This window comes from Dysgonomonas reticulitermitis (assembly GCF_054601275.1).
The window spans coordinates 1-13,927 of record NZ_BAAHWU010000021.1 but is presented as its reverse complement, the minus strand read 5'-3'; the positions used below and the strand labels follow the sequence as shown (position 1 = coordinate 13,927).

Annotated in this window: 9 protein-coding genes, 1 tRNA gene, 1 rRNA gene and 1 CRISPR repeat array; of the genes, 9 read left to right on the top strand and 2 right to left on the bottom strand. The window is 37.8% G+C overall.

From position 1 onward, the window contains the following. The first annotated feature begins 46 nt into the window (after positions 1–46). The 6 genes from ACYPZI_RS09190 (at position 47) to ACYPZI_RS09165 (ending at position 4,777) form a co-directional block, all read left to right on the top strand. Positions 47–739: an AIM24 family protein gene (locus ACYPZI_RS09190; RefSeq protein ID WP_459600837.1), complete on the top strand. Its 693-nt coding sequence runs from the start codon at positions 47–49 to the stop codon at positions 737–739. A gap of 216 nt (positions 740–955) precedes the next feature. Beyond that, entirely contained in the window at positions 956–1,495 is a 540-nt protein-coding gene (gene hpt, locus ACYPZI_RS09185) for a hypoxanthine phosphoribosyltransferase (protein ID WP_459600835.1), read from the top strand. Between the two features lie 41 nt (positions 1,496–1,536). After that, positions 1,537–2,109 (top strand): adenylate kinase, encoded by a 573-nt coding sequence (locus ACYPZI_RS09180; protein WP_459600833.1) that lies wholly within the window; start codon positions 1,537–1,539, stop codon positions 2,107–2,109. Between the two features lie 79 nt (positions 2,110–2,188). Beyond that, complete coding sequence (gene obgE / locus ACYPZI_RS09175; RefSeq protein ID WP_459600831.1) at positions 2,189–3,358, top strand: GTPase ObgE; 1,170 nt, start codon at positions 2,189–2,191, stop codon at positions 3,356–3,358. Between the two features lie 21 nt (positions 3,359–3,379). Next, entirely contained in the window at positions 3,380–4,141 is a 762-nt protein-coding gene (locus tag ACYPZI_RS09170) for a DUF5040 domain-containing protein (protein ID WP_459600829.1), read from the top strand. 6 nt (positions 4,142–4,147) lie between these two features. Beyond that, entirely contained in the window at positions 4,148–4,777 is a 630-nt protein-coding gene (locus tag ACYPZI_RS09165; RefSeq protein WP_459600827.1) for a 4'-phosphopantetheinyl transferase family protein, read from the top strand. A 49-nt stretch (positions 4,778–4,826) separates the two neighbouring features. On the opposite strand, the gene pepE is transcribed toward ACYPZI_RS09165, so the two are convergent. Next, positions 4,827–5,537, bottom strand: coding sequence for a dipeptidase PepE (gene pepE / locus ACYPZI_RS09160; protein WP_459600825.1), 711 nt, complete (start codon positions 5,535–5,537; stop codon positions 4,827–4,829). 195 nt (positions 5,538–5,732) lie between these two features. Here pepE and ACYPZI_RS09155 point away from each other — a divergent pair, with 195 nt between their 5' ends. Then, positions 5,733–6,437: a helix-turn-helix domain-containing protein gene (locus ACYPZI_RS09155; protein WP_459600823.1), complete on the top strand. Its 705-nt coding sequence runs from the start codon at positions 5,733–5,735 to the stop codon at positions 6,435–6,437. Between the two features lie 410 nt (positions 6,438–6,847). Here ACYPZI_RS09155 and cas13b read toward each other — a convergent pair whose 3' ends face one another. Then, positions 6,848–10,237: a type VI-B CRISPR-associated RNA-guided ribonuclease Cas13b gene (gene cas13b / locus ACYPZI_RS09150; protein ID WP_459600821.1), complete on the bottom strand. Its 3,390-nt coding sequence runs from the start codon at positions 10,235–10,237 to the stop codon at positions 6,848–6,850. A gap of 208 nt (positions 10,238–10,445) precedes the next feature. Continuing rightward, positions 10,446–11,667: direct repeats of the CRISPR family, unit length 36 nt; unit sequence GGTGTATTTACCTTTCAAATATAAGGCTTCAACACC. Positions 11,668–12,406: 739 nt separating this feature from the next. Here cas13b and ACYPZI_RS09145 point away from each other — a divergent pair. Together ACYPZI_RS09145 and ACYPZI_RS09140 are read left to right on the top strand one after the other, a co-directional pair. Continuing rightward, a tRNA-Ala gene (locus ACYPZI_RS09145) sits at positions 12,407–12,480 on the top strand. 273 nt (positions 12,481–12,753) lie between these two features. Continuing rightward, positions 12,754–13,927: ribosomal RNA gene (locus ACYPZI_RS09140) — 23S ribosomal RNA — on the top strand; the annotation flags it as partial.

The following is a 13,927-nucleotide window of genomic DNA, read 5'->3' as shown; positions in this document are numbered from 1 at the left end:
TGATCGTAAAACTTATAAAGATTTATAAATTAAAAACCTTACACGTATGAACAAGTATTCTATTCAATCATTTATTCAGGAAACCGCGCAAGACGAAACAAAAAGTGACTTTTTTCAATTGGAAAGTCCTTATATGCTTGAGCTAAATATCAGTAACCAAACAGTAATGTTGAAAAAGGGAGCTATGGTGGCTTATACCGGTAACATTAAGTTTGAAAGAGAAGGTATGCTCAGTAAAGGAATTGGTAACCTGATTAAGAAAACAGTATCGGGCGAAGGTACTACAATGATGAAAACAAGCGGAACCGGAAGGGTTTACGCAGCTGATTTCGAAAAAAGAGTACGTATTCTTTATCTCGAAAATGAATCTATAAATGTAAATGGTAACGATATTCTGGCACACGAGCAATCTGTGTCGTCGGAAGTAAAAATGATGAAAAGCGTTGCCGGAATTATGGGTGGAGGATTGTTTCAGGCGCGCCTTAGCGGGACGGGACACATCGCTATTACAACACACGGTAATCCGATGACTTTGATCGTTAAGCCCGGTCAGCCGGTTTATACAGACCCAAATGCGACGGTTGCATGGTCGGGGAATTTGACTCCTACAATAAAAACAGATATCTCTCTTAAAACATTCATAGGCAGAGGTAGCGGAGAAAGCTTCCAGATGATGTTCGAAGGCGAGGGCTGGGTAATTATACAACCGTGTGAAGAAGTATACGGAAATCCGCAGTAACAATTTTAATAAAATATAGAAAGGCTGTGGGATTCCGTGGCCTTTTTTATTTTAGGTAATGTTTTGTGCCGGTATTGTGTCGTTTCGTGATAGAGATTAGTCTATTGATAGATAAATCTACAAGATAGTTGTATAAAAAAATTAATATATAATGGACAATTAACCGATTTATACTACTTTTGCATTTTAATAATATTTAAGACAGGTAAGTCCCCTATGAAGACGGTCAAAATTAAAGATAAAGAGTTCGAACTATTTCTTACTCAGGATGTAATAGAAAATGCCATAGACAAAGTCGCAGAGCAGTTGAACAAAGATATGGCAGGTAAGGATCCCTTGTTTGTTTGTGTATTGAACGGCTCGTTCATATATGCCGCCGAATTGATGAAACGGGTAACAATACCTTGTGAAGTTTCTTTCGTAAAAGTTTCTTCATATAAGGGTGTGACTTCTACCGGTAAGTTGAAAGAAATATACGGACTCGAAGAAGATATAAAAGATCGTACCGTAGTTATTGTTGAAGACATTGTCGATACAGGCCATACAATGGCTCTGATGCTTGAGCAGCTGAGCTGTGATGAACCGAAAGAAATATTTGTTTCTACTCTATTGTTGAAACCGGATGCTCTGAAACAGCCGGTCCAACTGGATTATGTGGCGCTGGAGATTCCTAATGACTTTATAGTAGGATATGGCCTTGACTATGACGGATATGGCCGTAACCTTTCTGATATATATAAAATAAAGAACTCATAACTTTTTGGATAGTCGTAACTCAGAGTTATAATCTCATAAAAATGTTAAATATAATAATCTTTGGAGCTCCAGGCTCGGGTAAAGGTACTCAGAGTGAGTATCTGATTAAGAAGTACAACCTTGCACACATTTCGACGGGTGATGTTTTGCGCGCTGAAATGAAGAATGGTACAGAACTTGGAAAATTGGCCGAAGGATACATCTCGAAAGGACAATTGGTTCCTGATGATGTTGTAATAGGTATGCTGGGGCATGTGCTCGATAGCAAGAAAGATGTTGCCGGTGTAGTATTTGATGGTTTTCCCCGCACGCTTCCTCAAAGTAATGCTTTAGATAATCTGCTGAAACAAAGAGGGGAAGAGGTATCTATAGTCGTTAGTCTTGAAGTAGAAGAACCTGAGCTGATAGACCGTCTGATAAAACGCGGACATCAATCGGGCCGTTCAGATGATAATCCGGAGACTATAAAATCGCGCCTCGACGTGTATAAGGATCAGACTTCCCCGCTGAAGGAGCATTATAAGAAAACAGGTAAACTTACCCCGATAAAAGGAGTAGGAACAATAGATGAAATATTCGACCTGATATCGGTGGCTGTCGATAAAGTAAAATAATAAATCAATAATATACAGGGGAAGTTATAAATCTTGAATGATTTATGACTTCCTTTGTTGTCTAAAAAAAGAATAAACGATGGCAGAATCGAATTTTATAGATTACGTCAAAATATATTGCCGCTCGGGTAAGGGTGGCAGAGGTTCTACTCATTTTCGCCGCGAGAAATATATACCGAAAGGTGGACCCGACGGAGGAAATGGTGGTGATGGAGGGGACGTAATTCTTCGTGCCAACCGCAACATGTGGACTTTACTCCATTTGAAATTTCAACGACATATACTGGCCGGACACGGAGAAAGCGGTTCGCGCAGGATGAGTACGGGTAAAAGTGGCGATTCTAAAATTATAGATGTGCCTTGCGGAACTGTAGCCTATGATGCCGAAACGGGAGAATATCTGTGTGATGTGACAGAAGACGGACAGGAAGTAATCTTGCTAAAAGGTGGTCGTGGGGGCTTAGGCAATACCCGTTTCAAGACTCCGACCAATCAGGCTCCGCGCTATGCACAACCCGGAGAACCTTATCAGGAACGCAAGGTTATTTTCGAGTTGAAGGTTCTGGCTGATGTCGGGCTTGTTGGTTTTCCGAATGCCGGAAAATCTACGCTGTTATCAGTTGTGAGCGCTGCTAAACCCAAAATAGCGAACTATCCGTTTACTACTCTCGAGCCAAAGATAGGAATTGTAGGTTATCGCGACTATAAATCGTTTGTAATGGCTGATATTCCCGGGATAATAGAAGGTGCCAGCGAGGGCAAAGGTTTAGGGCTTCGTTTCCTTCGCCATATAGAACGCAACTCACTGTTGCTGTTTATGGTTGATGGTGAAGCCACTGATATTCATCAGGAATACAGGATATTGCTTAACGAACTGGCTAACTACAATCCCGAGCTTCTCGACAAACGACGTGTGTTGGCTATATCCAAAGCCGATATGCTGGATGAGGAACTGATGGAGGCTTTGTCTGCCGATCTGCCGGAGATACCGCATATCTTTATTTCGTCTATCACAGGGTATAATATTACTACGTTGAAAGATTTGTTGTGGAATGAGCTGAATGCGGACGGAGAGTATAAGAAATCGTTTGAAGGCATGACTCACCGTAATCTGGACATCCGCACTGTAGAGTTCGAAGATGACGATGATATTCCGGAGGATGATTACGATGAAGAAAAATGGGATGAAGAAGATGATTTTGATGCTGACTTCTATTACGAAGAAGGCGAAGAATTTGAAGAAAAGTAAGGATTGCAGAATAGACCGATTATGAAAAAAATATTATTATGGCTCGTCCTTTTTGGAGTGTTAAGTGCCAATGCTCAGACCACTGAAAATAAGAAGTATACAATATTATTGACCGGAGCGTCGTTTGCATCATCCAACAATGGATGGTTCGAACTCGGATGTAAATATCTGGATGCAACCCCAATAAACAAAGCTATTCCGGGCGAAGCTATTGCCGATGCAGCGAATCATCTGATAAAAGGCGAGATGTATACAAGTAAGCAGCTCGAAAATATCGACGCCTTTGTTATCATGCAGGTGCATGATAAGGATGTAGCCAGTAAATTGGGGTTGAAAGAAAAATATCAGGACTATCCCACTCCATTTGACAGATCAAATTATGCAGCGGCTTACGACTATGTGATTAAGCGGTATATATCGGATTGCTATAATTTGAAATTCGATAAAGAATCTAAATATTATAATACAAAGAGTGGTAAACCTGCCATTATCGTGTTTTGCACTCATTGGCATGACGCCCGCACTGTTTATAATCCTGCCATCCGGGTTTTAGCCGCACGTTGGGGATTTCCGGTCATTGAGTTCGATAAGTATATCGGTTTTTCTAAAGAATCGTTGCATCCGGTAACGGGTAAGCAGTACAGCCTGATCTATTCGAATGATACAGAAAAGATAAATGGAGAAGAATTTGGCTGGCATCCTGCCGATGGGCAAGATAAATATACACAGCAGCGTATGGCCGCTATCTTTACAGAGTTGATGAAAACAGTTCTACCTTTTTAAACCATAATGCTTTATTCTAAAGAATATATAACGGAAACGACCCTTTTGGGAATTTGGAAAATTGAAGAAACTCGTGAAGAGTTGCTTTCTATGCTCTGTCATCATGAATGGATTCAAAATATATATTCCATAAAGTCAGAATCGCGTGTGTTGGAAATACTGGCCGCACGCGTATTATTCAAGGATCTTCTTGGAGAAGAAAAGGAAATCTACTATAATTCATCGGGAAAACCTTTTCTTACGGACGGATCATATCATATAAGTGTATCGCATACATGTGGATACGTAGGTGTCGCGTTGAATAAGGATAAATTACTGGGGTTAGATCTGGAGCAGATATCCGAAAAGATATTCAGGGTTCGCAGCCGGCTTATTTCTCCATATGAGTATATCGATAAGGATAACGAATTGATACATATGTTGCTGCATTGGTCGGCAAAGGAAGCGATGATTAAATTTTTGGATGTTGAGGGTATCGATATTCGCAAGCATTTGTTTATTGATCGATTTATTCCGCGCCAAAAAGGGTGTTTCCCTGCTTCGGAGAGCAGGACAGAAACTCATTATCAGTTCGACGTTTACTATCGGGTGGAAAAAGATTTTGTAGTAGTTTGCCTTGAAGCGAATGACTTTTAATAAAAAAGCCGACAATCTTTAGTTGCCGGCCTAAGCCTATATTCAGTTTTTACTTCTTCATTAAGAAGCTAAAATCATCTTTCTCCTTCAATTCTTTCGGCTCTTGTCCGTATCTGAATATCCGGGCGGATTTCTTACCTATCAGTTTTAAGTTCTTTCCTTCAAGTTGGAGCATTGTACCTTCGCGGAGCCCAACCACATACGTCTCCTGATTCTCTGTTATAAATTCACGTATCCGGTCTTCACGGGTTTCCCCGCCATGACCTTTGGGATGAGCATCCAGATAGTGAGGGTTTATCTGAAATGGAACCAGATCGATCACATCAAAACCTTTAGGGTCGATAATAGGCATATCATTTGTCGTGCGCAGGGTAGGGCATGCAACATTCGAACCGGCGCTCCATCCAATATATGGTACGCCTTTCTTTACTCTTTTGCCTATTAGCTTTATAATGCCGTTGTCCCGCATTGTCCGCACCAGTTTCCATGTGTTGCCGCCACCTACGACGATAGCCTCCGCTTCTTCAACGGCTTTTTTAGGATCATCGAAATGGTGGATGCTAACTACACTATGTCCAATTTCTTTAAAACGATTATTTACCTTTTCTTCATATTCATCATAAGAGAATGTCACCGCCGCGTATGGAATAAATAATGCTTTTACAGGCTTGTCTCCCAGAAAGTTCCTGATGTTAAACTTCGGGTAATCGAGATATGCTTCACCCGGATTTGTTGAATTGCTGATTAATAATAGTTTCATGGTTTTTATTTTATTTTTCTTTAATGACAAAGATAAAATAAAAAAGTTATTTCTTTCAGATAGATGCGGTTGCCCTGTTAAAAAATAGAATAAACATATATACTAAATTATATTTCGTATATTTGAACCGCTAAATTACGAATAAAAATCAAATGCTAAATAAATAGTTTTGTATTTGTGTATAATTAAATAATTATGGTCTATTTATTTAAAATACGTGAATTATGTGATAAGCGGGGAGTAAGCATGAAACAGGCAGCCTCAGACTTGGGTATGACCGAGCAAAGCTTACATAAGTTAATCAAAGCCAATTCGACCAAAATAGATACCCTGCTGGCCATAGCGGACTACTTTAATGTAGAGCCTGCCTATTTTTTCGACAAAACCACAGGCGATGCGAACCAGTATGTAAAAATAAAGCGTGAAGAACTGACGGGGTTGATAAAGAAAGTGCTGGCGTACTCGATACATGGCTTTGGCCTTATCAAACTCGAATGGGATGAAAAGGAAGGGAAATTTAACAGCTACTTCGATATACTGGATAAACAATATACCCCGACAAGCGAAGATTTAAAATATATTTCGGCTATTCTGCAAGATGAAAGAAACCTGAATATAAAAACTAATACAGATATACCCATAGAACTGACCGATAATACCACACCAAAAGATATCACAAGGCTTTTGATGACAAAAGACGAATTTGATTTTACTTCGGCTTACTATTACAGCATCAAGAAAGGGCAGGCACAGGAAGAATTACAGAGGCTTTCTTCTTTCATCGAAAAGCACCGTATAGAAAAAACGCCTTCCATTCAAAAGGATATACAGGAACTGCAAGACAAGATAAAATATTATGAGGGGAAAAGCATCATAGGTATGAATAAAAAACTTCTTTAGCAGATTGATTAGTGATTTATTTTATATTTTCAGGTTTTAATCCGTCTCTGGTACTAAAATATAAGAGAGGGAAGAGGGTCGTTGTATTTTAGCTATGCTGGAAAGTCTATATATAAGGGTTTCAGATGTGTGTTTGATTCGATTCTGTATACAATAAAGAAACAATGATGTTAAATTGGAGAATCTGGAGAAGTGCAAATGAAGAAAAGCATATTTTGAAAGGTGAGCTTATATTTGTATTCAATGCAAACTTTATGTACTTAACAATAAAGGTAAACTATTAGTATAGGGTAGTGATAAATCGCTATACTGACAATACTTGTAAAATTGACTTTATCAAGTTTGTTACATATACCGGAAGTTAATACGATATTTACAACAAATATGTGTGGATGAAAACTAAAATTCTCTTATTCAATCAAAGAATTATTAAAGGAATTAAATACTCGTAACAAATAATCACCGATTAATTCTTTATCATTTCGAGGTAATTGAGTTTTTATAATATCATATTCCGAGAAATCGGGTAATTGATTATGAGAAAGTCTATTACGGATAATAGCCAAAGGGTCTTTATTGCCTTTTTCAATATCTATCCTCTTCTGTGAATAATAATATTCTATATATTTTTTGAAGTGAGGATTTCCTTCTTCTAGCAATTTATCAGTTTCATTATTTTTTTTTGCAATCGTATAAATAGTATCTTCCAGCTTGTGCACAGCTTTAAAAAGTTCATACTTACGCACATACTCATAATTATCAACCTCCTTTATAAGTTCATCTATTGCTGAATAATTTCGGTCAGAGTAACTTAGCAATTTTATTATACGTTCATCTTTTTCTAATGCTCTATATTTGCCTAAATCTTTGAGTCTGATATTTATCACCGGAATTTTCCCGCTAAATAAATTAATATTAATTCTTCTTTCCAATAAATTAGATATTTTATATATATTTTCGGAGCAATCACCCTTATTTCTCTTACTCTGACTGTATGAAATCTGGATATTCTTTTGAATATTATCACGCTCAAGAAAAGCATCGGAAAGTGTTACATCTTCAGTAAATTTTATTCCTAATTCTTCAAACAGGTATTTTACTATCTGTAATAAATAATAATCTTGCCGGGCTATTTTGCGAATACGCTTTTCATTTGTAACGATACGTCTTTTCAGTTCGGTGTCAAAACCTGCTTTGTCATTAATATTTTCAGATATTTTGAACTCCTTCATCTCTACTATATTTTTATCTATATTTTTAATACGATAAGCTCTCGGATATCTATAGAATGCTTGCTTCGGAGCATCTTCTGCCAAGGCAAACCATGTCTGACGCCCTTCCTTATTTCCTTTTGATGAAAATTCTTTTTTATCATCGAACAAACCTCGTGGTAAATTGACAGGCTTTTGAAGTAAATTGCTGCGATAAGCAGTGTCTATGTAAGAATACTTGCTTCTATCGAAATGATCAAATATTTTGTTTATCTCTTTGCGAATAGCCTTCTGTTGATAGTTTCCTGTATTATTTTCAATTAGTAGAACATAGCTGCTGAGAAGCTCCTTTTTTTTCTTCAAATAAGAATTGTAAGCGTCAACCAAAGTCGCTTTTTGGAAGATTGCTTCTAAAGGAGAGTATTGAGATATGCTAATTCCCATCTCATCTTTGAGAAAGCTCTCTATATCTAGTTTTTTCTTATCATAAAAAGCCAGCAATGCTTGTAATTCCGCTTGATGGCGGCCTTTCCAATTTTTACGGTCAGCTTTAGAGACATATCTCTTTATGTCCTTTGCCAGCCAGTTTGCAGTTTCCCCAATTTCTTTAGAGTTCAGAATAAAAGAATTTTTTGAAGTATTCAGACTTTTTTTCTCTCTCTTTTTTTGTTCTTCTTTTTTTGAATTGAGCCAAATAAGTCTTTGATCACAATCTTCAATTTGTCTTTTGATGGCATTTGCCAACTTGAGATAATCTATTTCACCATTGGTCTTATTCTCTTTGATACTTCTTATAAAACGTTTTGGAGTATTCTTATCAGAAAGCTGACTATTATAAAGCTGACTATTATATTCAACCAATTTATATTGACTTTGTACCTTTCCCAATATCCTGTTCTCGATTCCAACACCGATGGGATTTGCAACTAATTCTTTTTCCGAATTAAGCTGCCTCTTTTTCTTTGAAGCCTCTTCCATAAACCGGTATATACAAGCAGCAAGTTCATTTATGCTTAGAAACGCATGGGGAGTATCCGATCGAATTATTTCATTAATATGTAATTCATTAAGAATTTCAATTTTTCTGGTTCTATCAATCGGGAAGTTCTGTTTCTCGGTAAACTTATCCAAATAGATAGGTATATTATTATTGTCAAGTACATAACTTACGTTGGGGTATTGCAACCATCCTTTTATTGGTTTTTCATCGGTTTCAGACTTAGTTGCAAAATATTCTTGTTTTGCTTTATGAACTTCCGATAATTTCCCAAATACTTTTATTTCTTCCTTAATACTGCGTTCAGTTGTAGTTTCTATACCTTTAAATGTTTTGGTGCGTGTATCATGGTTATATTTACCGAGTCTTAACTGAAAACGCAGAGTCCGGAAGCATGCAAACTCATCTAAGAAACGAATAGCAAAATAAGGGAATCTGTCCTGATAACGTTTTCGAATAATTAAGTGGCTTACAAGAGATTCTTCAGGAGTATTGCCGTCTTCGTCATTATCTTTGAAATACTCATTTCTATCCATGACAAATTCTTGTTGCTTATCTTCCGGAAGAACATCGAACAACTCGGCAGGACATTGACTTAATTCATCCACTATCTGTAACAGGAGAGCTTCTTTGCTAAATTCACTCCGTAAAGTATAACGAATACCTACATAACAAAAAACGGTATACGTCCAGCGTTTAACTAAGTATCGTAATTGGTAGCTAGCCTTAAAATTAGTAGTGTGATCCAAAAGATCTTCAGCATCTTTTCTTGATAAGAAGAGGCATAGAAAAAAAATAAAACCATTCGGGCTGAGTTTGCCTTCTTTTTCTGCCCTTTGGCTGTCCTTTAGTGAGAACCGCCCTGTATCTTTATCCTTGTCTAAAATCTCCGATACTGCCCTGTTTAAATAAATACTATGAAAATCTTCTTTCTTATATGTGGGATGTTTCTTTTTAAACTCCTTAATATCAAAACCCTCTTTCAACTTCTCAGTCTGGCGTAATGCCTCGACTTCTTGATTATGCTTTATGAAATTTTTTACAGCTTCTTGATAATCTTCTTCAAATTGTTTGGGTAAAGCCGGTTTGTAAATTGCATTTCTCAATCTACGATTACGCACAGTATGAGCCGCTTGTAATATTAAATAATCCAGCACACAGAAAACCTTTCTATCTAAATCTTTTTCATCATGGAACATGTGTGTATAATAATGCCTCAATATCATCAGGCTTTTGTATAGCAAGATAAGCTCACTCCGAAAAACATCCCGGGTTACAGGTGCATTTCCCTTATAAGATATTTCTCTTACAAAAGGTAAGAAGTTGGACAATAACGAGGTGCGGTAGTTCCAATCTGTTTGGCTCAGTTTATCATTGAAACTTTCATTAATCCAGGAGATGGTTTCAGCTGCATCGTTTTTGCCTTCGTTGGCTCTATTCACACCGTGTTCTATTCCACATCGTTTGGCCAGTTCTACCAATGCCATTCTAAAGTTGAGATCCGCCTGATTCAGAAATCCTGCAAAATAATGCTTATCTGTTTTATTCCTATAATCGTATGTTACAGATGATCTTTCGGTGTCTTTCTCCATGATTATTTCAATATTAGGTTATTTCTATAATGATCTATTAAAGGAATAAAATTACTGATATTTCTTTAAGTTCGAAGATGTTTCGCATCTTTTTTATAAACGAAAAAGGCGATCTCTTCAATCGTTTAAGAAATAAAAATTAGTATGGTGTTACCTATCAAATCTAAGGCTTTAACACCTCATTTCTTCGGCGATGCTCACGTGTATAGGTGTATTTACCTTTCAAATATAAGGCTTCAACACCTCCCGGAGCGGAAGTCGTTAAAACAACTTTGGTGTATTTACCTTTCAAATATAAGGCTTCAACACCTTCTCCCCTATCCTTAGGATGGGGGAGAGTGGTGTATTTACCTTTCAAATATAAGGCTTCAACACCGGTATACTTCGTAGAGCTTAAAGCACCGGGGGTGTATTTACCTTTCAAATATAAGGCTTCAACACCAAAATTTGTTGGCGATATCTCAACAGACAAGGTGTATTTACCTTTCAAATATAAGGCTTCAACACCGCGATTCTGCCATGGGCACTCTTGACTTAGGTGTATTTACCTTTCAAATATAAGGCTTCAACACCTATCTTTAGTTCTATCCCGGCTCCAAAGCCGGTGTATTTACCTTTCAAATATAAGGCTTCAACACCGGCCCAAACTCATCGGTCATCACATATCTGGTGTATTTACCTTTCAAATATAAGGCTTCAACACCTATGTAATGAGTTTAAAATGGCAGGACATAGGTGTATTTACCTTTCAAATATAAGGCTTCAACACCGTTGGTTGTAATTGGATTCGGGGTATGTGGGGTGTATTTACCTTTCAAATATAAGGCTTCAACACCTCCAGACTAGAGGACAACTTTGGAATCAAAGGTGTATTTACCTTTCAAATATAAGGCTTCAACACCGCGAATATGGAGTTTATCCTAGCGAATTTGGGTGTATTTACCTTTCAAATATAAGGCTTCAACACCGAAGTGTTACTATGTAATACAGAGTACAGGGGTGTATTTACCTTTCAAATATAAGGCTTCAACACCAGAGATAGCGGCGTATATTCATTCTGTTTTGGTGTATTTACCTTTCAAATATAAGGCTTCAACACCAGAGATAGCGGCGTATATTCATTCTGTTTTGGTGTATTTACCTTTCAAATATAAGGCTTCAACACCAGAGATAGCGGCGTATATTCATTCTGTTTTGGTGTATTTACCTTTCAAATATAAGGCTTCAACACCGTGCGCGCAAAGCGCGAAGTGGATCTCATGGGTGTATTTACCTTTCAAATATAAGGCTTCAACACCAGCTAATCGGAGTAAATTCTATATACGCAGGGTGTATTTACCTTTCAAATATAAGGCTTCAACACCTTTCAAAGATAACTATTTTTCTATCAAATAGGTGTATTTACCTTTCAAATATAAGGCTTCAGTATTTGGATAAAGCTCCGGATATTGAATCCCTAAATGTATTTTAATGAACTAAGATATAATTTTAGCTTTAAATTACAATAGGTTCTCTAATTTTGTCCTTATAACTAACTAGATTTTTACAATGTCATAGTTTTACTGTTGTTTTATCGAGAAATAGCTTTGAGCTAGTAAACAACTTTTAAACGGAAGAATAAATTGAGATGTTCAACGATGTAAAGTGTCATATAATATCGGTGAAACTAGTCCAACAATTGTCTAACCATTATACAACAAATAAAAACTTAAAAAAAGTTCAAAAAACAAGATAAATATAAACGGTTGTGCATAAAAGTTTTATCTTTGATATTCCTTGCATGCAGAGGCGAAATAATATAAAATGTAGAAAAATTTTGGTCTAACAATTTGGAAGTTTCAATAAAAGCCCTACCTTTGCATCCGCTTACCGAGAGAGGTACCGCAATCAAAGGAGATTTGAAGAAGAAAAGTATTGAAAACTTAGTTTGACAATAGAGACTTGAATTATAAGTAACATAAACGCTGGTTGTACAATTGTTAGACGAGAGCAAAAATATATGAAGCGTAACCCCGCTGATTATGAGTCCGTTTGGAGAGGTTAATCATAATCTGCCTGGGACTACCACGACGCGAGAGCGTCGTAATTAAGAATTAAGAATGAACAATAAAGAATCAGGATTGCTATCCATTCATAATTATTAATTCATCATTCTTAATTAAAAAAAACGGGGGATTAGCTCAGCTGGCTAGAGCACCTGCCTTGCACGCAGGGGGTCAACGGTTCGAATCCGTTATTCTCCACAAGGTTAATTAGGAATTAAGAATGAGGAATTAAGAATTAAGAATTAATTCATTATTATTAAATTTACATTAACGAAAAGATCTTTGACATGATGTATAAAAAAGAGCAAGAAAAGTTAGGTTAGCAATAATCTATCAAACCCGGGATTAGTTTTTAAGTTTAGGAGTATACTAGTTTACTGGTCATACCTAAACCAAAAACCGATCGAGTTTGGAGTAAAAAAAGTAACTAGTACACTAGTAAACTAAATTACTTTCAAACGAATAGGAAAAAAGAAAGTAAATAAGGGCACATGGGGGATGCCTAGGCTCTCAGAGGCGAAGAAGGACGTGATAAGCTGCGAAAAGCTACGGGGAGGTGCAAATAACCCTTGATCCGTGGATGTCCGAATGGGGCAACCCAACAGAGGAAGACTCTGTTACACTATTAAATAGTGAGCAAACGCGGGGAACTGAAACATCTAAGTACCCGCAGGAAAAGAAAACAAAAGTGATTCCCAAAGTAGTGGCGAGCGAACTGGGATTAGCCCAAACCAACGTTGTTTAGGCAAAGTTGGGGTTGTAGGACTGCGTTGTGGCAAGAAAGATTTGAAGTAGAACGTTTTGGAAAAAGCGATCATAGAGGGTGAAAATCCCGTATACGAATCAGATCCGAAGCCTAGCAGTATCCTGAGTAGCGCGGGACACGAGAAATCCTGTGTGAATCAGCCGGGACCATCCGGTAAGGCTAAATACTCCTGAGAGACCGATAGTGAACCAGTACCGTGAGGGAAAGGTGAAAAGCACCTCGAACAGAGGAGTGAAAAAGACCCTGAAACCATGTGCCTACAAGCGGTCGGAGCGCGAAAGTGTGACGGCGTGCCTTTTGCATAATGAACCTACGAGTTACTCTCACTGGCAAGGTTAACGGCAATTATGCCGGCAGCCGAAGCGAAAGCAAGTCTTAACAGGGCGATTGAGTCAGTGGGAGTAGACGCGAAACCAAGTGATCTACCCTTGAGCAGGTTGAAGTTTGGGTAACACCAAATGGAGGACCGAACCGGTAAACGTTGAAAAGTTTTCGGATGACTTGAGGGTAGGGGTGAAAGGCTAATCAAACTTGGAGATAGCTCGTACTCCCCGAAATGCATTTAGGTGCAGCCTCGGGTAAAGTATTATGTCAGGTAGAGCGACTGATTGGATGCGAGGGCTTCGCCGCCTATCAAGTCCAGATAAACTCCGAATGGGCATAATATATAACCGGGAGTGAGGGCATGGGTGCTAAGGTCCATGTCCGAGAGGGAAAGAACCCAGACCATCAGCTAAGGTCCCCAAATACATGTTAAGTTGAATTAACGAAGTATGATTACTAAGACAGCTAGGATGTTGGCTTGGAAGCAGCCATTCATTTAAAGAGTGCGTAACAGCTCACTAGTCGAGTGGTCGTGCGTGGATAATAATCGGGCAT